Here is a 20,765-nt window from a genome sequence, read left to right on the forward strand (position 1 = left end):
TTAGTCGCTAATCCATATCAGCTCCGTCCGTGCGGATAAACCATGCACGGACCGGAACGGCGAGAATCGCTGCAAGCAGGCCGTTCATGATGAACGACGGCAGCAGCCTCGACGTGAATATCGCTTCATGCGGCAGCGCGGTGATTCCGAGCAGCAGCATCATCCCGTAAATATAATATTCCAATCCAATTACCGCGGCGGTAACGAGCAGAGCCGTCACAGAGGGACGACGCTTCACGTAAGAGTTGGAAATAGAAAATAAGTAGGCAAAAAAACCAAATCCGAACGTATAAATACCAAGAACTGGTGAATAGACGATATCGTAGAGGATACCGAAAATAATACCGTAAAACAGGCTGTAGCTTCTGCCCCGGATAATTCCGGTTAGCATGATCAGAATGAACATAAAGCGCGGAACGAGCTCCAAGGCAGATCCCCGGTTATCCGGAGCAAATACCTGAAACACCGTTCCTTCAAACACAAGCAGAAAGAACAGCGCTGCCGGAAGAATAAAACGGGTCATTCCACGCCCTCCTCCGGAACCGCTTCCGGATCGGCAGCCGGATCTTCATCCGGGTCAGCCGCCGGGTCTATCTCTGGCACCATTTCTTCCTCTTCTTCATCCAGCTCGTCGAAGAGGCTTGTCTGGGCCGCGCCGCGTTCAATTACCATCACGTAGTCGAGGTGGTAATAATCTGCTGCGGGCTCTACGAGTGCCGTCTGGCTTAAGCCGTATTCATCAGTAGTGACGTCGACGATTTCACCGATCGTCAGTCCGTCAGGAAAGACGCCGCCGAGCCCGGACGTCGACACCGTCATGCCTTCTTCCACCTCAATGTCTACGTCTATCTTTGTAAAACGCAGATGGCCGGTCTCATCATCAATGCCTTCCATAAAGCCGTAGATCGTATCATCATCACCCTCTGCCATCGCCGAAATCCGGTTGTTGGCATCCTGATCGCTAAGCAGCTGCACGGATGACGAAAACTGGGAGACGTCACGGATCTTGCCGATCAATCCCTGTGACGTGATGACGGCCATATCCTGCTCGATGCCGTGCTGCGCGCCGAGGTTGATGCCGATCAGCTCATTCCAGCGGTCCGGCGAGCGGTGAATGACGGTCGCATTTCGAACCGAATAGTCGAGCAGGTTATCCTGCACGTCCATCGCTTCCTCCAGCTCTTCATTCCGCCGCTGAAGCTGCGTCAGCTCAGACTGCAGCGCGGCATATTCATCCAGATGCGAACGAAGCATCTGGTTTTCCTCGTAAACGCTGCGCAGCTCATTTACCGAATCCACTGCGTTTGAAATCATGTAAGCCGGTCTTGAAAAGACAGATTGTACGGTACCGACAGAATCTTGTATAAACTGCTCCGGCCACGAAAGTCCCCGCTGGTCGCTTAATGAATATCCAATCAGCCCAACCAGGAATATTAAGCAGACGAGCAGGACGATCAGGCGCCGGTTCGAGAAAAATGGGGACATTTACAGCACCCGCTTAAGCTTTCCGGTTGGAACGGGCTGTAATCCCTGCTTTGGAACGGAAGAGGTGCAGGTTCTCCAGTGCTTTTCCTGTTCCGACAGCGACGCTGTCAAGCGGCTCATCGGCAACGAGCACCGGCATGTTCGTTTCATCGCTGAGCACTTTATCAAGGTTGCGCAGGAGCGCTCCTCCGCCGGTCAGCACGATGCCGCGGTCCATGATATCTGCGGCGAGCTCAGGCGGCGACTGCTCCAGCGTATTTTTCACGGCTTCTACAATCGACGAGACCGTCTCAACGAGCGCGCCGGAAATTTCCTTTCCAGTGATCGTGATCGTTTTCGGAAGACCAGTGACGAGGTCGCGTCCGCGAATTTCCATTGATTCTTCGCTGCTGACATCGCCGGCTGCCCCGACTTCGAATTTAATCGCTTCCGCCGTGCGCTCCCCGATCATCAAGCTGTACGTCTTCTTTACATACTGGACGATGGAATCATCCATTTCGTCACCTGCTACACGGACAGACTGGCTGGTGACAATGCCGCCGAGGGAAATAATCGCCACTTCCGTCGTTCCGCCGCCGATGTCGACAATCATGCTTCCAGTCGGCTCCCATACTGGCAGGTTGGCACCGATCGCTGCTGCAAACGGCTCTTCAATCGTGTAAGCTTCCCGAGCGCCTGCCTGTTTCGTCGCGTCTTCCACCGCACGCTTTTCAACCGCTGTGATGCCGGACGGTACGCAGACCATCACGTTCGGCTTCTTCGTCAGCGACGAACGCTTGCGGAGCGCCTGCTGAATGAAGTGTTTCATCATCGTGGATGTCGTGTCAAAGTCGGCGATAACCCCGTCCTTCATTGGGCGAATGGCAATGATGTTGCCGGGGGTACGTCCGATCATGTTTTTCGCGTCGTTTCCGACTGCTTCAATGGAACCGGAGTCCGAGCGGATCGCTACGACGGACGGTTCACGAAGAATAACACCTTTCCCTTTTACATAAACGAGCGTGTTTGCTGTACCGAGGTCAATCCCCAAATCTTTTGAAAATCCAGAAAACATCTATGTAATCTCCCTTCAACTTCTCTATTCATAGGCTTCCATTCTACATGTCGTTAAATTTGGCCGATACGTTTCATTATACGCAACTTTTTCAGGAAAGAGTAGCGTTTTTCCGCACGAGCCAAAATTTCCTCACTTTATCCTAACATACGTCTCCTCCTTCGCATAGAATACCTGGGAGCCGAGAGCCGGTTCCATGAGCTTCTCATCCTCTTTCTGAGGCGTTATGACGACTGGACGAACGAAAGCCGGCCGGGACAAAATCTCCCGGCCGGCCGTTTGAAAGGTGCTACAAGTAGCCTTTTTCTTTTAGTGAGCAAAAACGCCTATCGCCGATAATCACATGATCCAGCAGCTCCACGCCGAGCATGCGCCCCGTTTCCTGCAGCCGCTTCGTTACGTCAATATCCTCCTGACTAGGATCCGGTATGCCGGAAGGATGATTGTGCAGGCAGATAAGCGATGCGCTTGAATAGCGGAGCGCTTCTTTAAACACTTCCCGCGGGTGCACCAGACTGGCGTTCAGGCTGCCGATAAAAATCGTCTTTTTGTGAAGCACCGCGTTTTTCGTATTGAGGTATAACGCGACAAAGTGCTCCTGCTTCAGGTGCCGCATTTCCTCCATCATGTAATCAGCTACGTCCTGGGGAGAACGGACGACGTGCGTTTCCTCCACCGGAAACTGCTTAATCCTCCTGCCGATCTCCAGTGCAGCCCGCACCTGCACGGCTTTCGCCTCTCCGATCCCCTTTACATCCATCAGCTCAGACACGGTTGCATCCTTTAAGAGCTTCAGGCCGTCGAACGTCTGGATCAGCCTTCCCGCTAAATCCATCACCGACTCTCTTCTCGTACCGCTTCCAAGAAGCAGAGCGAGCAGCTCCTGATTGCTCAGCGCTTCAGGGCCATAGTGCATGAGCCGCTCCCGCGGACGTTCACTTTTCGGCACGTCCCGGATCATCATTGCTTTTCCCATTCCTTACGTCCTCTCCCGGACGATGTCAGTCAGACATATCCGCGCTTTTTTAACGCACGGAACACCTTGGCGGCAGGAAGGCCCACCACCGCACTGTAGTCTCCTTCGACTCTTTCCACGAGCACGGCTCCCAGGCCCTGAATCCCGTATGCGCCTGCCTTGTCATCGGGCTCACCGGTTGCCGTGTACCAGCTGATCTCGTCATCATCAAGCTGATAAAATGTTACTGCTGCATCAGAAACAAACACGTCTGTTTCGCCGTTTTCTGCAAGCGCTACACCGGTGTACACCTTGTGCGTGCCGCCGGAAAGCGTCCGGAGCATAGACGCCGCCTCCTGCCTGTTCTGAGGCTTTCCCAGTATCCTGCCGGCTGCGGCAACGACCGTATCAGCACCGAGTACGAGAGAATGTGGAAAGCGTGCAGCCACCTCCTCTGCTTTTTGCCTGGCCAGCGAGCGAACCGCTTCTTCCGGCGTCATGCCCGGTGTGATTCGTTCCTCTCCTTCTGCAGGCACGGCCTGGTAAGCCACGCCAAGCTGTGTCAGCAGTTCTTTGCGGCGCGGGGACTTCGATGCCAGTATAAGGTGTTTCATGCTGCCAGCTCCTTCCGCCTCTGAATGGTACCTCTGTTATGTAGCCTGTTCCGTCTCACCTGAGAAAGGAATTGGTATGTTAAAACATACCATATCCATGTCAAAAAGAAAAGCAGAAACACGAACGTACCTTCGCGTTTCTGCTTTCGTGTTATTCTGAATCGAGAAACGGCTCTGCTTCTTCCCCTGGATCGGGATAATCCAGCACTGGCGCTTCAGGCTCCAGATGCTCCAGCTCTTCATAATAGTACGAGGACACCTGCACTTCCAGGAAGATATCGGAGGCTCCGTCAAAGATCCGGTCGTCCGTCGCCCCAAGGAACAAGATCGATTCAATGTTGACGAACCGGACGAGCTGATCCAGCTCGTCAATAAAGCCGGCAAGGGCATCGTAGCTGCTGACGCGAAGCTCGACTGTCGCGGTCTGCTTGAGCAGGCCGTCAAGCTCGTCTGTGCGCACGGCACCATTTCCGGCGGTGTCGTCAACCTGTTCCTGCCGGTCAGTAATGTCCGGCTCTGCTTCTTCCGGCGGCACACCCTCTTCTTCGACTGCTTCTTCCGGATCCTCTTCCGGCTCTTCCTCAAGATCCTCATACTCACTTCGGCGGACATCTGCCGGCGTCGATGCCTGTTCTTCCACGTCTTCAGTATGCGGCGCTTCAATTGTATCAAAGCCTTGCACGGGAAGATCATAACGCATGCTGATCGAGACGATTCTCGCATCCGACACTTCCTCTGCCTGATTTAGATCCATAATAAACCTGTCCGTCTGGCGGACAACAGGTAGTCTCCGCTGCAGCTCCGTCGTATCCTCCGGTTCCGAGGCGCGGGCTTCAGCCTCTTCGCGGATTGCAGTTTCCAGCTGCTGCTGATACTGCTCTTCCTCCACGAGATCGGCTTCAGCCTGATCTCTGTCCTGAATATCTGGAAACACTGCGAGAAAAAAATAGAGGACAAGGGCGGCTGTCAGAATAACGATGCCCGCAGCCGTCCACATTCGCGTCGTCATGGCAGCTCCACCTCCTCTTCCTCTTCCCCAGGCTCATACGCCTGGATGGCGTCCGGATGCAGAACGAGGTGAATGGTCGCAAAATAGGATGGGAGGAAGTCGTCAAACCAGAGCGGATTATCGGCTGCCTCTTCCAGCACAGCTTCCCCTTGCACGATATCGATTTCTGCTTTTTGTATTAAAGCCGATTCCTCCGCGTGAAATTGAAAGGCGGCCAGTTCAGGGGCAGCCGTCATAAGCGCCTCCAGTTCAATTTTATCAGGATATGTATAGTCAAACATCGTAATAGCAGCATCCTCAGGGAGAAGTGCCATCGTTTCCTCAAGCACGACCGAAGCCGGTACGATTTCATCTTCCAGCTGATCCATTGCTGCAAGCAGCCGTTCAGGATCACTGTTCTTTATCTCTTCCAGCTGCGCCTCCAGCTCCTCGGTGTGCTGACGGGATTCCTCCAGCTCAGCTTCAGCTCCGAGCCGCTGCTCATCCATCGTCTGTCCGATTGAAAAAAGGGCAAGAAAAATGATCAGCGCCAGGGCGACAAGCAGCGCAGCTACGAGCGGCAGCGCCGAGCGGCTTCGCTTTTCTTTAGTAGACATGTTTTGGGAACCAGACATCATTGCTCTCCTTTTCTGCGTGCCCTGAAGACTCGTTCGTCCCGGGTCAGATTTCACTTTTCGATTCGTGTACCGTCAGGCTCCTGCGAAATAAACGAGCAGTGCACCTGCAGCGATAAACGGGCCAAACGGTATTTCGGTTTTTCTGCCCCACTTGTTCATAAAAACGCCCGCAAGACCAGCACACAGGCCGAGAATCGAGGCGGCAGCAAGAGACAGGAGCATACCTGAAAAGCCAAGCATGAGCCCGACCACCGCGTAAAGCTTAACGTCCCCTCCACCGAGACCCCCTCGCGATACAACCGCCGCAGCAAACAGCAGCAGGAATCCTCCTGCACTGCCGGCCGCAGCATCCCACCAAGGATCAAGCGGGGCAACTGTCAGCCTTACTAACGCAATCGGCACACTAAAAACGAGCAGGATGCGATCTGGAATCACCATATAGCGCAGGTCGCTGACGGTGATCATGACCAGCATCGCGGAAAATAAAAGCGCAGCGGCCAGTTCCATGGACCAGCCGAATATGTAGTAGCTGGCAACTGCCAGCACAGCAAACGCAAGCTCTCCTGCCGGATAAATGGGAGAGATCCGCTCCCTGCAGCGTGTGCAGCGTCCGAACTGCCACACATAAGAAAACACCGGAACCAGGTTCCACGGCCTCAACCTTGCGCTGCAGAAAGGACATGCAGAGGGTGGATATACAATGGATTGCTTCGCTGGAAGCCGAAGCCCCGCAGCCGTTAAAAATGAGCCTATCAGTAACCCGATGACGCCAACGATTATCGTTTCCATTTGCCCATCGTCCCTTTCCAGTCAGTAACTGGTCAGCGCCCATCCCCTTTTACAGGTGGACGCTCAAAGCCGGGAAATGTGCTGCCGTCCCCACTGTCCGGAAATGTTCCGGGACGGCCGAATTCAATCTCATCGCCTGTGTAATCAATCCCCATCTGCGGGTCTCCCCCATGCTCCCGGAGCCAGTTGTTGTAATCTCCGGGTGTACCGCTTTCTGCCCATGTATCAAAGGCCTCTCCACCGCCTTGATCGAGCCAGCTGTCAAAGCCGCTCCCGCTTCGGAACTGCTGTTCTGCGCGTTGCTGCTCGGGCGTTAAACCGCTGCTTCCACTGTCAAAGTCATTCCCATCAGAAAATCCATTGCCGTTGCCTCCGTCGAAGAAATCATCTCCTCCGTCAAAACCGCTGCCTCCGTCGAAGAAATCGTCCCCTCCGTCAAAGCCGCCGTCTCCATCGAAGAAATCGTCTCCCCCGTCAAAATCACCGTCTCTATCGAAGAAATCGTCTCCCCCGTCAAAATCGCCGTCTCCGTCGAAGAAATCGTCTCCCTCATCAAAGCCGCCGTCTCCGTTGAAGGACCCCTCCCCTCCGTCAAAGCCGTTTCCGCCGTCGAATGAATCATCACCGCCGTTGAAACGGTTATCTCCAGAGTCGAATCCGTTCTCTGGCGTGTGCTCCCATGGGAAGTCCCACTCGTCGTCCGGCTCCAGATCCTCCTCTTCCTCTTCCTCAGGCTCCCGCACCGAAATGGAACGGCTTTCCAGCGCGTGTACCGGGGCATAGTAATCCTCTGCGAGCACGATCGTATCCTCGTCCTCGGTCGAATCGCCGCGGAAAATTGTACGAATCGTTTCCACCAGCATACCTTCTGAGCCGCCGGACGCACTGCTTCCGTCGTCATCAAAGCTGGTTTCATCTTCAAAGGACGAATCGAACCCGGTGTCGTCGTCCATTCCCCAGTCACTTCCTTGACCAGCGTCAAATCCAGCGGCATCCTCGTCCGGTGCCGTATAGCGAATTCGCGTAGCTGCTGTTAGTCCGCCGTTTTCCATAACGTCTACGTTAATCGCATGTGGATAGGCGTAGCCGTAGAGCTCCACCTGAAGCGTGCCGCCTGTGACTTCCAGCTGCAGCTCGTAGTCGTAATCGTTCGGGTTGCCGAATGCAAAATCCTTTCGCCCAGGAGAAAGGTGTGCGTCAAATCCGGCCGGCACGTGATCAAGCAGCGTATGACGGATATGACGCTCCTCGATCGTAAAGTTAGTTGGCGCCACCGCCTCAAATACAGCCGAGCCAAGCGCTGCCAGAGACGCTTCATCCATGTCCGGATAATCGTGAAGGCCAAGCGATTCCATGACGGAAACGTCGCTGTTTCCCGGAATCGTGATGGCAGGCTGCTGCTGAAGCAGCTGCGCCATCTCTTCTGAAATCATGCTTCTGTCAGCTGCAGTAAGCACGTCTTCTGCCGGCTGCGCGTGCGCGTGCAGGTGCGGATGGAGCATCCAGGAATAATCGGTTTGTGCAAGGGCCCCGGCCTCTTCCTCAATCTGCGCTGCCAGCTCATCCAGCCGAACAGCTTCTTCCATGCTGCTGTTAAAGGAAAAGCTCGCTACTGCTTCCCGCAGTGCTTCTTCATCCACGGACACAGCAGCCGTTTCCTGCGAGCCGTCCTCAGCCGCCCGACCGACAGAAGCACCGGTGTGAAAGGATACTGCTTCGCGCGGGAGCGGAATCTGTTCATCGAACCAGGTTAACTCATAGCGGACATTTTCCTCAAAGGTTTCAATCCGCTCCTGCAGGGCAGCCTCCGCCTCCTCCGGCCGCATTTCACCGACCTGAACGCCCGCGATAGTCGTTTCTTCCGCTAATTCTTCCTCCTGAAAGCTGAATTCATACATCAGCTTCCCCGTGAAGGCGAACAGCATCATGAAGACCACGCTTCCGGCAATGACAAGGAAAGAGGCGCCGAACCATTGTTTGGACGTCATACGTTTTCCCCCTCTCCGCTCTGTTCCCTCCCTGCCAGATACCAGGAGGCGAGCAGGGAAACGAGCAGTACCGCTGCCAGCATCAGCATGACGCCGGGAACCCAGCCAAAAACAGATAAAATCCAGTATCCTCCGAGCGATACGAGCAGTGCCGCCGTTACGAGCAGCGCTGTCACCGTCCTGGAAAACACGGATGGGATGAGCAGCATAATGCCGAGAAGAACGGCATAACAAATAAGAATAAACAGGTACATCAAGGCGCCCCGGCCCCTTTCTGGCAGATTATAGGTTGCTACTCCTATCTTATCTTACAAGGACCGTGAATGAAAGATACATCTTGAAACCTGCGCGAATCGGAAGCGAAAGAACCAGTATCGTCCCCTTAAGTCCGAGAAGGCTCGCGGTAACATAAACAGCATGTTTTCTCTTTCCTGAAAATGAAAAAGCGCGTTCGCCTGTGGCCAACGCGCTTTTCGTTCATAATCAAGCAGCGGACATTATCCTGCCCGTCCTGGAAGACCATGCATCGCCACCCGGTTTCGTCCTTTTTGCTTTGCCCCGGTATACATGGCCCGGTCGGCATTTCGCAGCACATCGAGCGGGTCTTCTCCCGGCACTGAACCGGCTACGCCGATACTTGCCGTCACTGCTGCTTTTCGTTCTTCTCCGCGCAGGTCAGGAAGCGTAAACTCACGCTCTGCCAGCTGCTCCCGTAAATGTTCGGCGGTTTCCGCCGCTTCTTCTGCCGTATACGAAGGAAGGAGCAGCACAAATTCTTCACCGCCGTACCGTGCTGCCAGGGCATCGTCCGGTGCACATGTTTCAATCATTTCCGCTGCTTCCCGAAGAACATCATTTCCGCCGTCATGCCCGAACGTGTCGTTCACTTGCTTGAAGTGATCAAGGTCCAGCAGCACGACTGCAAACGGTTCACGGCATTCCACCAGCTTCTCTTCAAAAAAGCGGAAATTGTACAAGCCCGTAAGTGCACAGCGCTCTCCGCGCTTTTTTGCCCGCGACAAATGCCTGGCATTCTGCATCGCAACGGTCAAATAGCCGGCCATAATTTCCAGGAGCATCAATTCGTCCTTGCCGAACGCCCGTTTCTCCTCGGAAAGAAGGGTGACTACGCCAACATTTTTTTGAGCGCGCACAGCTGGAGCGCTCATCACCGACTTAGTATGGGAAGGAAGACCAGTGCGGGCAAGCTTTGGAATCTCGCTGTCCTGTTCGTACAGTCGCGAGCGTCCGCTTTTATACACGAGCCGGCTTACCCCGTCTCCGCTTTCAGGAGGCAGCTGGGAGCCGGGGGCCTTCGTGTGGCGGAAGACCGGCTGCAGTCCGCCCTCTCCGTCTTCCTCGTACAGACAAACGTCACGCGGGTCGAACAAATCCCAGCATGTGTCCATAAACAGCTCCAGCACTTCCGCCGTATCAAGGCGTTCGTTGATGCTCGCTCCGAATTGACTTACTTTTTTCAGCTGATTGGCCGTTTCCCTGCTTGCTCCGTAAAACGAGAGAATAATCGCGATCGATGTCACCGGCAGTGCCGCAAGAATTAATACGACCGGACCGGCAATCTCATACAGGAGTGCCAGCGTCAGTCCGACCGGAAGCACGAACAGCAGCGAAAGCACTTCCCACTTCAATGCTTCATCAAAGAAGCGGACGCTTCGGTCTGTGACAGTAAGCCGCTGCACGGCATATATGAGTCCGTTGTTAATAAAGAAATACGTGACAACATAGAGCACAATCAAGCCAAGCGCAAGTTCATCGAGCAGAGCGCTCCCCGTTTGTCCTCCGGCTGCATAATAGACCGCAGCTGCCCCGGATGACGTTGCCAGAAAAATAAGCGAATTGAGCGGGAGCCGGTACCAGTCTTCCGGATCAAGCTTCATGCGTGCAATTCCAATTACTATCCCGATTTGCGTAATTAAAAGCTCTCCGGAAAATCCCTGAAGTAGGAACACCGCAAGCGCAACTCCTTGCAGCGGCACAATCGACGTTTCCCGTATGTGAATCGGAAACATTGCTGCAAGGGCGATCAGCAGAACAAATGGAAGAAACGAAAGCCAGTCTGACACCTGCCAGCCGGCGTAGACCGGCACGATGGCGGCCGCAGCTGCAGGAAACAAAAGCATCCAAAGCACCCAGATGACTCGTCGGTATTTCCGGTCCATCCGTCATCCTCCCCTGTCTTTTGTACGAACTATTCTGAACTATCTGCTATATCATACCATATACAACATCTAAATTGAATCTTTATAACTAGTTCTAAAGAATCAATTACGAATCATGCTCGTAAATGCGTGTGAGCCGGTAACGATCAGCTTTCCCTCAGCGGAACCGGAGCAGGCAAGTACGAACTGCTTTGGATCAGAACAGACTGATTCAGACGGAAGAAGCTTCAGCCACTCATGCTCTGTCATGGCCCGGCTGTCCGGAAAGAGGGCCGGCACCACTCGGCCCCTGGCTGTCAGCCTGCTGATCATCTCGTGAACGGCTTTATCCCGCATCGCTCCGAAAAGAAACGTCACGTCCCATTCGTTTGGGACACTGTTAAGCATAGCCTCGACCGCTTCTATGTTATGAGCGGAATCGACATATACGCCTGGCTGTATCTGTTCGAACCTGCCCGGCATCCGTGCTTGGCTGAGCCAGGCTTCCTGCAGCGGGACTCCGAACAGCCGTGCTGCCGTCCAGGCACACGCTGCATTTTGCTCCTGATGAGCACCGGGTGCCGGCAGCGTAACGGATCCTTTCGGTGTTTCCAGTGTCTCAGGCGGTAAAAATGACCACGTCCTCTCCAGCTCCATCCAGTCCGCACCGCATTTTTCTGCTTCTTCCTTCAGCCAGGTGTCTGCATCGCCGCAGCCGGATACGACTGGTACTCCCTGCCGCATAATACCGGCTTTTTCCCGTGCAACCTGCTCTCTGCCATGTCCGAGAAACGCCCCATGATCGGTGCCGATGGAAGTAAGAATGGTCACAGCCTTGTTTTCGAGCACGTTTGTTGCATCGAGTCTTCCGCCCAGCCCGCATTCTACAAGAAACACATCCGGCTTCCATCGTTTACAGGCAGCAAATGCTGTTGCTGTCAGCAGTTCAAACGGACTCACCATGCCATGTACGCGCTCTACGCCGGGAAGAAAAGCTGCCGCATCCCGGCACACCTCTGCGAATGCGTCAGCTGTGACTGGTTCACCGTTCCAGAGAAGATGCCCTTCTCTGCCGCCGAATGACGGCGATACGAAAGAAAGCACTGTTTTGCTGCTTCCGGCAAACAGCGCCTCCAAGTAGGAGACAGTAGAGCCCTTCCCGTTTGTACCGGCAATATGAATAACTTCTGCATCCTGCTCAGGCCGATCAAGCTTTTGATACAACGCTCTCATCCGCTCGAGCGTATAGTTGATTCCTGCCTGTTTCCGGTCGTGAAACAGCTTGTGAATGTCCATCGTTTTCCCTCCGTCGTTGCATAATCTGTCGAACAATGAAAAAATATGCCATACTGGCTATTATACATTTCTGGAGCAAAGGAGCGCTTCTCTCATGAAAGAAACTGCCTGGCTCGTTTACAACGGCGGCTTGTTTACACATAAATTTCAAGATTATGCCTCGCTGATGCAGCGGGCTGCCAGACTCCGCGGCGTCGAGCTTACGACGGTTGCCAATGATGAGCTTCTCGTCACAACAGACGGTGTCACCCCCTGTCGCTCCGACCTTGCGGAGCCTGCATTTATCCACTTTGCAGATAAGGACCTGCCGCTTGCCAATGCGCTTGAGCGCGAAGGATACCGGCTTTATAACAGAGCTCGGACGATCGAGCTCTGCGACGATAAACGGCTCATGCACCAGGCCTTTGCCGGATACGGTGTCCCGCAGCCGCTGACGATCACAGCGCCAATGGCGTATCCGAAGCTTGGCTACCGGAACACTGCCTTTTGCAGGCAGGCAGCCTCCTTACTCGGCTTTCCGCTCGTCGTAAAAGAAGCATTCGGTTCTTTTGGAGAGCAGGTGTACTGGGTGGAAACGATGACCGAGCTGGAAGACCTCGTCGAACGGCTTGCCGGGGTGCCACACTTGTATCAGAAAGCGGTGACAGAAAGCTTCGGCTCTGATATCCGTATTAATATCGTCGGCTCTTCCCCAGTTGCAGCGATGAAACGGAAGGCTGAAGGCTTCCGCGCAAACGTGACGGCAGGCGGAACAACTGAACCGTACGAACCGTCTCAGGAGGAAATTAACGTTGCCGTAGCAGCTGCACGGGCCGTTGGCGCCGATATGGCTGGCGTCGATTTGTTTACCGGAAGCGAGCAGCCGCTCGTCTGTGAAATTAATTCCAATCCGCACGTCCGCAGCATCATCGAATGCACCGGCGTGCCAGTTCATCACACGATGATCGAAAAAATGCTGCAGGGGAGGACCCGTATATGAGAGGCTGGCTGATTTATAAAGAACATGACCGGATTCGGAACGAAGCGTTTATCCGTCTGCTGCAGCAGGCGAGTGCAAAAAGGGGCATGACGCTCGAGGTCGTGATTTACGAGGAGATGATTTATGCAGTATCTGGCGGAGCTTCTTTGTTCGGACGCAGGGAAAATCCGGATTTTCTGATCATCCGGACGTGCACCCCGTGGCTGAATGAAGCGGCTGAGCTGCACGGCATCCGCGTCTTTAACAGCTCCCGAGTGAGCAGGACCGCTAACGATAAGCGGCTTTCCCACGCCTGTTTATCCGCCTTGGGAATTCCGATGCTTCCGAGTACGGCCGTTCACCAGCGCCGCCTTTCGTCCTTGAGCCCGTCTTATCCGCTCATCTTAAAAGATCCGCTCGGACGCGGCGGTACGGGAGTCGACTGGGTCGCCCGCCCGCAGCAGCTCGGCGCCATGACAGCGGATGACGAGCTGCTGATGCAGCCGGTCGGCGGACAGCGCGGACGCGATGTGCGCGTCTATATCGTCGGCGGGGCAATCGTTGCGGCCGTCGTACGTGAATCAGAAACAAACTTTAAAGCCAATATTTCCGGAGGCGCGAGCGCATCGCTCTACCGGCTTTCACAGGAGGACACTGAGCTGATTGAGAAGGTGACGCGCGCGCTCCCGATCGATTTTGCAGGGATTGATTTTCTCATCGCCGACGACGGCTCGCTTCTGTTTAACGAAATGGAGGACGCAGTCGGATGCCGCAGCCTGTATGACCAGAGTGATATCGACATCGCCGACGTCTTCATCGAGCATGTCGCGGCTCAGCTAAAATAAATCGTGCTTGAGCGCGTAAATTACGGCCTGGGTCCGGTCCTGCACCTCCAGCTTGCTTAAAATGCTGCTGACGTGCACTTTCACCGTTTTGACGGCAATAAACAGCTCATCTGCGATCTCCTGATTGGACATACCGTCTGCCATCAGCTTCAGTACGTCCAGCTCTCTCGCCGTCAGAGCGTCGTGCAGCGCATTTGGCTGCGGCCGCATTCTCGTCATGACTTTGCGGGCAACGGCCGGCTCCAGCACCGATTCACCTCGATATGTACGGCGCACGGCTTCTGCAATATCCGCTGCCTTCGACGTTTTCAGCATGTAGCTGAACGCGCCGGCTTCTAAAGCCGGATACACTTTTTCATCGTCTACGAAGCTGGTCATGATCAGCACCTTTGCTTCTGGATTTTCTTCGGTTATTAACCGCGTTGCCTCGATCCCATCCATCGGCTCCATCACCAGGTCCATCAGGACGACGTCCGGCTGGTGCATTCGGACGAGCTCGACCGCCTCCTGCCCGTCCGATGCCTCTGCGACGACTTCAATATCCGCCTGCGAGGTTAAATAGGCGGAGACACCGATGCGCACCATTTCGTGGTCATCTGCAAATACGATTCGGATCATGCTTGTTCCTCCTTCCACAGCGGCAGCTGTACGTCCACTTTTGTACCTTCTCCAGGCACGCTGATAATGCGGAAGCGGCCGCCGATTTCTTCCGCACGCTCCTTCATCGTCGACAGCCCGTATGAGCCGAACGCGTCCTTCCCGGCTTCAAACCCTTTTCCATTATCGATCACCTGCAATATTGCTTTCTCATCGCGATTTAACAAAAACACCTTCAGTCTCGTTGCCTCTGCATGTCGCAGACAGTTGGAAACCGCTTCTTGTAAAATACGGAACAGATGATCCTCCGAGCCTTTATCCAGCGGCACTTCCTCAAGTGAAACAACGATCTCAAGCGGCACTTTCTGCTCCAGCTCAGCCAGCAGTTCGTCCATGCCGTCAATCAGAGAACGTCCCTTGAGCGCGGCCGGACGCAGATGCAGAAGCAGCGCACGCATCTCCAGCTGGGACTGATTAATCATGTTTTCTACTAATCGAAACTGACCGGCGGTCGTTTCATCCAAATCGGCCGTTTCATTGATCGCCGCTGTCAGCATCGAAGCAGCGAACAGCTGCTGGCTGACAGAGTCGTGAAGCTCGCGCGCAAGCCGTGTCCGCTCCTGTACCACAACCTCCTGTAAACTCTGCTCCCGCACGTCCGCTTTTTCAGCCGCTATCTGTCTGGCGTGCTGAGTTTGACGTGCTACCTGCTCCTGCAGGTCGTAAAGTGCCAGCTGAAGCTCCTGCTGGTTTGCAGGCGGTGCTGCCTCTCCTTTTACAGCATCGTTTGCGTAGCTGACTGTATCTGCAGCCGCCCTGCGCCATGCCCCTTGTACAAACACGCCGATAAACAACAGCAGCAAAAGCGCCGCTCCGCCTGCAAGGATTGGAAACGGCACGCCGTAAAGGCGCGTCATCAACAGCGGCCAGACACCTGTGGGTAAAATGACCAGCAGCGCACCGGCAGCTGCAGCTGCTGTGACAAAAATCACGATTGCAAGCTGAACGTACAGCAGCGGACGTATTTTCATATGCGCCGCACCTCCAGCTCCCCGCTCATGACCGATGTCATGATTTTGACGCGAACGTCCGCTTCCGCATAGCCCGGCGTCTCCAAGGAGATCGATTCATTTAACAAACGCTTTCGCTCGCCTAAAATTTCTGCGCTTCCATACAGGGCACTATGCAATACCTGTACCTCCATCTCATACGGCACGAGGACGGTGACCTGTCCGATAATATGCCGGACGGACACGACCGCTGTTCCGTGCACGACCGTATTTGACAGGTCAATCGTTTTGCTGCCGATGCCGGTTTGAATATGGATGTCCCGCCACTGATACGGCTCCGTCCCGGTCGACTGCCTTCCGATCAGCTTCTGAGGCAGAAGGATGCCGCTTTCCACCAGACCGCTTCCCTGCTTGGGAGCGGCAGCTGTTTCCGGCTGGATCACCGGCGGCTGCTTCTGCTGCCTCCGGTACTCCAGAACGAGCAGAATCAGAAATCCGATGATAAAGAAACCAACAGCAAACAGGCTCAGCACTTGAATGATGAGCCCAATGACGCCGATCCAGCAGATGACTTTACCGAACGTAGATTCGTATTCCTTCCAGCCGAGGTAGACCATAAACAACAGAATCCCGACACCAAGCAGCATGCCCGCTCCGCGGGAGAGCAGCTCGGTGACGAGAAAAAAAACGGACAGGAGGAGAAGCAGATTCAATCGGTTCACTGGAATTTCCCTGATCATGGCCTTCTCCCCCTTCGTTGTAATTATTGTATCATGTTTCCAAATAATCGGATGGATTTTTACGCTCGCCGTGCCGCTTTTCGAGCAGCATCAGCTGTCGTTCCATGCTGCTGCGAACCTCATCTGCTGAGGGCTCTTCCTGCTCTGCATGAGCCGGCTCGGTCTCTTTCAGCCCGCTCATCTCCCGGCGCAGCTTCGCTGTCGTTTCCCGGCGTACCAGCTCTTGTTCTTCCAGCTCCTGCCTCGTTAATGCGTGCCGGACCTCCTGAAACAGCTGCTCAAGCTCGACGATACGTGCATCTGCATCATCTGTCATACGGGCAAGTGTTTCTGCTTCCTGGTCAAATGCTTCTGCATCCCGTTCAGCAAAGGCAGCGAGCGCTTTCTCTCCGGCTTCCTCCGCAAGCTGCTGCTGGCGGCGTCTGTCCGCTGCCTGAACGAGGGCCTGATCGCGGCGCGTCCGCAGCTCATCGGCTTCCAGACGCTGAGCTGCTATCTGCTTTTGCAGCATTTCCGCTTTGCGCAGCTTCTCGCCAGTTTTTTTCGTTACGCCTGCAGCCGTTCCTTTCAGCTTTGCCAGATCCTGCTTCATCGTATCTGCCATTCGTTCCCAAATGTTACGCATGGTGCATCCCTCCATCTTCTTTTTCCTTCCAGCTTCTAATCAGGACATACAGCACGTAAAGAGCGGCCAGACCGATCACTGCCTGCAGGTTGCCGAGCATGACGAGAATAATGATGGCGCCTGCAATTCCCCATCCAATCCGTCCGCCGGTGGACGTTGTGTTCACGAACTGCTTCCAGACGAGCCAGAGCAGCCAGGCGGAAAGGGCAAACAGGATGATCGAGCCGAGATTACCGATCGCAAGTAAAAATGCCGCAATTCCGAGTAGTACAGCAAGTAATTTCATCTTCAATCCCTCCTTCTGTCTGTATCATACCGCGGCACACGCAAGCGCCGGAATGAGCCGTGGCCGTATTTTCTTCTAAGACCGGAGGCGTACTGCTGATAGGCCGGCGATCGGAAGGCACGTACGAAGGCCCGCTGCTTCTGCAGCGGGCCTTCGCATGTTACCGCGCCGATCAGGAATCGACGGTTTCTCTTCTGGTCCTTTCGACGAACCTGGCGTGAATGCGGTCGAGAATCGTCCGGCCGCCGTTCAGCGGCGTTCCATCGACAGCAGAAATACTCGCAGCTTCCATCGTCGTCGAGCTGAGAAACGCTTCGTCGGCCTCTAAAAGCTCTTCCAGTGTAAACGTTCGTTCTTCCACGGGAATACCGAGCTCTTCTGCAATGTCGAGGATAACGCGGCGCGTAATCCCGTGTAAAATGGCATTCGTCGCCGGATGTGTCAGCAGCGTCCCATCTTTAACGATAAACAAATTGGAGCTTGATCCTTCTGTCACTATGCCTTCGTCGACAAAGACAGCTTCGTGTGCACCGGCCTCCATCGCCTTTTGCTTTGCCATGACGTTAGGCAGCAGATTAAGCGACTTGATCCAGCACATTTTCCAGCGAATCTCTTCTGTTGTAATCACCGGCACACCGGAAGCACGCTTTTCCGGCGTCAGTTTGCGTGCCTCTTTGACGACCATCGAGAGCACCGGCTCTGACGGATCCGGATAATGATGCTGCCGCAGGTGGATCCCGCGGGTGATCTGCATGTAAATCTCTGCCTCCTGGATGCCGGACCGCTCAAGCGCCTCCAGCGCAAGAGCTTCGATCTTTTCCCGGCTGTATGGAAGTCCCATGCCGATCGCTTCAGCACTCTTCTCCAAACGCTCCATGTGCTCCTTCATCGTAAACGGTTCGCCATCATAGACGCGGATAACCTCATAAATACCGTCGCCGAACTGATGCCCGCGTTCCTGGATCGGTATAACCCGTTCATCAACATCGACGAACCGGTCGTGATAATAGGCAATCTCTTTCATTGCTCGTTCCTCCCTACTGCTTCAGTTCCTCGAGCCTCGCCTGCACTTTTTCCCACTGCTCCGCATAGTCCTTCTGCTTCCGCTTTTCTTCTTCTACCACATGCTCCGGCGCTTTGTCCGTGAAGCCTTTATTCGAAAGCTTTTTCTCGACTCGCGTGACTTCCCCGTCGAGCCGCTTCACTTCTTTTTCCAGACGCTTTACTTCCGCATCAAGATCGAGCAGGCCGGCAAGCGGCATGTACAGCTCAACGCCTGAAAGCACGGAGCTCATCGATTTTTCCGGTGCTTCCAGTTCGGTGCCGATCAAAAGCTCTGACGGGTTGCAGAACCGCTCCAGATACGCCTGGCCGCGCTCAAGCTGCTCTTTTACGTGCTCATCGGCTGCTTTTACGTGCAGCGTAATTTCACGTGACATCGGCACATTCAGCTCCGCACGTGTATTTCGGACAGAGCGGATGATTTCCTGCAGCAGCTGCATGTCTTTTACTGCCTGATCGTTGCCGTACGGATTTTCTTCCGGCCATGATGCGCGTGTAATTGACTCCCCTTCATGCGGCAGGTGCTGCCACACTTCTTCGGTGATAAACGGCATAAATGGATGCAACAGACGCATCGTCTGGTCGAGCACGTAAGCAAGAACGGAGCGAGTCGTGTGCTTCGCCTGTTCGTCGTCGCCGTTTAACGGCAGCTTTGCCATTTCAATGTACCAGTCGCAGAAGTCGTCCCAGATAAAGTTGTACAAGGAGCGCCCTACTTCTCCGAATTCATACGCATCGATGTACTTCGTCACGTGCGTAATGGTTTCATTCAAACGTGTCAAAATCCATTCGTCTGCAATCGTTTTCGGCCCGGACAGATCCATATCTTCAAAAGAGAGACCGTCGAGATTCATGAGCGCAAACCGTGAAGCATTCCAAATCTTGTTGCCAAAGTTCCAGTTTGCTTCGACTTTTTCCCAATAAAAGCGCAAGTCCTGACCGGGCGTGCTGCCTGTGCTGAGGAAAAAGCGCAGCGCATCCGCACCGTATTTATCGATTACATCCATCGGGTCGACACCGTTCCCAAGTGATTTACTCATTTTGCGGCCTTCCGCGTCCCGGACGAGTCCGTGAACGAGCACATCTTTAAACGGCCGCTCATCGGTAAAGTGTTTCCCTTGGAAAATCATGCGTGCCACCCAGAAGTAAATAATGTCATAGCCGGTTACGAGCGTATCAGTCGGATAGTAGCGTTTAAAGTCATCCGCCTGCTCATCCGGCCAGCCCATCGTCGAAAACGGCCATAGCGCAGAAGAGAACCACGTGTCGAGAACGTCTTCGTCCTGCTCCCAGTTCTCCGCATCCTTTGGCGCCGTGCGTCCGACGTAGATTTCTCCGGTTTCCTTATGATGCCATGCCGGAATCCGGTGACCCCACCAGAGCTGGCGGGAAATGCACCAGTCACGTATATTTTCGATCCAGTGCATATACGTCTTCTCGAAGCGGTCCGGTACGAAGTGAACCTTGCCGTCCTGTTTTTGCAGCTCAATCGCCTGCTCAGCAAGCGGCCCCATTTTAACGAACCACTGCGTGGACAAATACGGCTCTACGACCGCGCCGCTGCGCTCAGAGTGGCCGACGCTGTGATCATGGTCTTCGATCTGAAACAGAATACCGTCTGCCTGCAGGTCCTGTACAATCTGCTTGCGGCAGTCGAACCGGTCCAGCCCTTCGTAACGTCCGGCATTTTCATTCATCACGCCGCCTTCGTCCATTACAAGAACACGTTCAAGGTCATGGCGATTGCCGATCTCAAAGTCGTTTGGATCGTGCGCCGGCGTGATTTTAACCGCACCGGAACCGAAGTCACGATCAACGTAGTCGTCTGCCACAATCGGAATTTCCCGTCCGACGATTGGAAGCTTTACCGTTTTGCCAATCAGATGTGCATAACGCTCGTCCTTCGGATGCACAGCGACAGCCGTATCTCCGAGCATCGTCTCCGGCCGCGTCGTGGCTACCTCAATCGAACCTTCCCCATCGGCAAGCGGGTAGCGCATATGATAAAACGCGCCTTTCACATCTTCGTAAATGACTTCGATATCCGAAAGTGCTGTTTTCGTCGATGGATCCCAGTTAATAATGTATTCGCCGCGGTAAATCAGACCTTCTTCATACAGGCGGACGAACACTTCCTTTACAGCATCCGACAAGCCGTCATCGAGGGTGAACCGCTCACGAGAATAGTCGAGGGAAAGCCCCATTTTAGACCACTGATCACGGATAAATGACGCGTACTCTTCTTTCCAGTCCCAGCTTTTAGCAAGGAATGCTTCACGACCGAGATCATGACGGCTGATGCCTTCCTCGCGCAGCTTGCCTTCTACCTTCGCCTGTGTCGCAATTCCGGCATGATCCATACCCGGAAGCCAGAGGGCATCGTATCCCTGCATGCGCTTCGTGCGGATCAAGATGTCCTGCAGCGTCGTGTCCCAGGCGTGACCGAGGTGCAGCCTTCCCGTTACGTTCGGCGGCGGAATAACTACCGTGTAAGGCGTTGCTTCCGGATTTTTTCCTGCCTCAAAAAACTTTCCCTCCACCCAGTAGCTGTACCATTTTGATTCAACCGCCTGCGGATCGTATTTCGGCGGCATGGAAACCTGTTTTTCATCCATCTAAATCATCCTCTCTCCCAGTTATGTGCGCATACAAAAAGCCCTCTTGTCTGAAAGGACG

21 protein-coding genes and 1 other annotated feature (1 of these 22 only partly in view) are annotated in these 20,765 nt (G+C 54.4%); of the genes, 2 read left to right on the forward strand and 19 right to left on the reverse strand.

Going from position 1 to position 20,765, the window contains the following annotated elements; translation table 11 throughout:
• Window positions 1–7: 7 nt before the first annotated feature.
• The 12 genes from mreD to ACFO4L_RS12680 form a co-directional block, all read right to left on the reverse strand.
• Window positions 8–523 (reverse strand): rod shape-determining protein MreD, encoded by a 516-nt coding sequence (gene mreD / locus ACFO4L_RS12625; RefSeq protein WP_377910034.1) that lies wholly within the window; start codon window positions 521–523, stop codon window positions 8–10.
• Window positions 520–1,485, reverse strand: coding sequence for a rod shape-determining protein MreC (gene mreC / locus ACFO4L_RS12630; protein ID WP_377910035.1), 966 nt, complete (start codon window positions 1,483–1,485; stop codon window positions 520–522). The genes mreD and mreC overlap by 4 nt, the downstream gene beginning before the upstream one ends.
• Window positions 1,486–1,498: 13 nt before the next feature.
• A complete protein-coding gene (locus tag ACFO4L_RS12635) occupies window positions 1,499–2,539 on the reverse strand; it encodes a rod shape-determining protein (RefSeq protein ID WP_377910036.1) in 1,041 nt (346 codons plus the stop codon).
• 289 nt (window positions 2,540–2,828) lie between these two features.
• Window positions 2,829–3,515 carry a RadC family protein gene (gene radC, locus ACFO4L_RS12640; RefSeq protein WP_377910037.1) on the reverse strand — a complete coding sequence of 229 codons (687 nt, stop codon included), beginning with the start codon at window positions 3,513–3,515 and terminating at the stop codon, window positions 2,829–2,831.
• 29 nt (window positions 3,516–3,544) lie between these two features.
• Window positions 3,545–4,108 (reverse strand): Maf family protein, encoded by a 564-nt coding sequence (locus ACFO4L_RS12645; RefSeq protein WP_377910038.1) that lies wholly within the window; start codon window positions 4,106–4,108, stop codon window positions 3,545–3,547.
• A 151-nt stretch (window positions 4,109–4,259) separates the two neighbouring features.
• Window positions 4,260–5,117, reverse strand: coding sequence for a hypothetical protein (locus ACFO4L_RS12650; RefSeq protein WP_377910039.1), 858 nt, complete (start codon window positions 5,115–5,117; stop codon window positions 4,260–4,262).
• Window positions 5,114–5,731, reverse strand: a complete 618-nt coding sequence (locus tag ACFO4L_RS12655; RefSeq protein ID WP_377910040.1) for a hypothetical protein — start codon at window positions 5,729–5,731, stop codon at window positions 5,114–5,116. Before ACFO4L_RS12655 ends, ACFO4L_RS12650 begins: the two co-directional genes overlap by 4 nt.
• Window positions 5,732–5,806: 75 nt before the next feature.
• Window positions 5,807–6,523: a prepilin peptidase gene (locus tag ACFO4L_RS12660; protein ID WP_377910041.1), complete on the reverse strand. Its 717-nt coding sequence runs from the start codon at window positions 6,521–6,523 to the stop codon at window positions 5,807–5,809.
• A 32-nt stretch (window positions 6,524–6,555) separates the two neighbouring features.
• Window positions 6,556–8,511, reverse strand: coding sequence for a VanW family protein (locus ACFO4L_RS12665; protein WP_377910042.1), 1,956 nt, complete (start codon window positions 8,509–8,511; stop codon window positions 6,556–6,558).
• Window positions 8,508–8,768 (reverse strand): hypothetical protein, encoded by a 261-nt coding sequence (locus ACFO4L_RS12670; protein WP_377910043.1) that lies wholly within the window; start codon window positions 8,766–8,768, stop codon window positions 8,508–8,510. Before ACFO4L_RS12670 ends, ACFO4L_RS12665 begins: the two co-directional genes overlap by 4 nt.
• A 240-nt stretch (window positions 8,769–9,008) precedes the next feature.
• Window positions 9,009–10,691, reverse strand: coding sequence for a sensor domain-containing diguanylate cyclase (locus ACFO4L_RS12675; protein ID WP_377910044.1), 1,683 nt, complete (start codon window positions 10,689–10,691; stop codon window positions 9,009–9,011).
• 102 nt (window positions 10,692–10,793) lie between these two features.
• Complete coding sequence (locus tag ACFO4L_RS12680; RefSeq protein WP_377910045.1) at window positions 10,794–11,966, reverse strand: bifunctional folylpolyglutamate synthase/dihydrofolate synthase; 1,173 nt, start codon at window positions 11,964–11,966, stop codon at window positions 10,794–10,796.
• 94 nt (window positions 11,967–12,060) lie between these two features.
• On the opposite strand from ACFO4L_RS12680, the gene ACFO4L_RS12685 reads away from it, so the two are divergent.
• Window positions 12,061–12,945, forward strand: coding sequence for an ATP-grasp domain-containing protein (locus ACFO4L_RS12685; protein WP_377910046.1), 885 nt, complete (start codon window positions 12,061–12,063; stop codon window positions 12,943–12,945).
• Window positions 12,942–13,769 (forward strand): ATP-grasp domain-containing protein, encoded by an 828-nt coding sequence (locus tag ACFO4L_RS12690; RefSeq protein WP_377910047.1) that lies wholly within the window; start codon window positions 12,942–12,944, stop codon window positions 13,767–13,769. The genes ACFO4L_RS12685 and ACFO4L_RS12690 overlap by 4 nt, the downstream gene beginning before the upstream one ends.
• Here the strand turns inward: ACFO4L_RS12690 and ACFO4L_RS12695 are convergent.
• From ACFO4L_RS12695 to ACFO4L_RS12725, 7 genes are all read right to left on the reverse strand, one after another.
• Window positions 13,761–14,387 (reverse strand): response regulator transcription factor, encoded by a 627-nt coding sequence (locus ACFO4L_RS12695; RefSeq protein ID WP_377910048.1) that lies wholly within the window; start codon window positions 14,385–14,387, stop codon window positions 13,761–13,763. The two genes, ACFO4L_RS12690 and ACFO4L_RS12695, sit on opposite strands and share 9 nt — an antisense overlap.
• A complete protein-coding gene (locus tag ACFO4L_RS12700) occupies window positions 14,384–15,397 on the reverse strand; it encodes a sensor histidine kinase (protein ID WP_377910049.1) in 1,014 nt (337 codons plus the stop codon). Before ACFO4L_RS12700 ends, ACFO4L_RS12695 begins: the two co-directional genes overlap by 4 nt.
• Window positions 15,394–16,116 carry a cell wall-active antibiotics response protein LiaF gene (liaF, locus tag ACFO4L_RS12705; RefSeq protein ID WP_377910050.1) on the reverse strand — a complete coding sequence of 241 codons (723 nt, stop codon included), beginning with the start codon at window positions 16,114–16,116 and terminating at the stop codon, window positions 15,394–15,396. Before liaF ends, ACFO4L_RS12700 begins: the two co-directional genes overlap by 4 nt.
• A 31-nt stretch (window positions 16,117–16,147) precedes the next feature.
• Entirely contained in the window at window positions 16,148–16,741 is a 594-nt protein-coding gene (locus ACFO4L_RS12710) for a hypothetical protein (RefSeq protein ID WP_377910051.1), read from the reverse strand.
• On the reverse strand, window positions 16,734–17,027 hold the full coding sequence (locus ACFO4L_RS12715; protein ID WP_377910052.1) for a lmo0954 family membrane protein: 294 nt from the start codon (window positions 17,025–17,027) through the stop codon (window positions 16,734–16,736). The genes ACFO4L_RS12710 and ACFO4L_RS12715 overlap by 8 nt, the downstream gene beginning before the upstream one ends.
• A gap of 172 nt (window positions 17,028–17,199) precedes the next feature.
• Window positions 17,200–18,051, reverse strand: a complete 852-nt coding sequence (dat, locus tag ACFO4L_RS12720; RefSeq protein WP_377910053.1) for a D-amino-acid transaminase — start codon at window positions 18,049–18,051, stop codon at window positions 17,200–17,202.
• 13 nt (window positions 18,052–18,064) lie between these two features.
• Window positions 18,065–20,704, reverse strand: a complete 2,640-nt coding sequence (locus tag ACFO4L_RS12725; RefSeq protein WP_377910054.1) for a valine--tRNA ligase — start codon at window positions 20,702–20,704, stop codon at window positions 18,065–18,067.
• 51 nt (window positions 20,705–20,755) lie between these two features.
• Window positions 20,756–20,765, reverse strand: a binding site (T-box leader) (it continues 216 nt past the right edge of the window).

The sequence above is a fragment of the Bacillus daqingensis genome, assembly GCF_042654445.1.
Classification (GTDB): Bacteria; Bacillota; Bacilli; order Bacillales; family Salisediminibacteriaceae; genus Alkalicoccus; species Alkalicoccus luteus.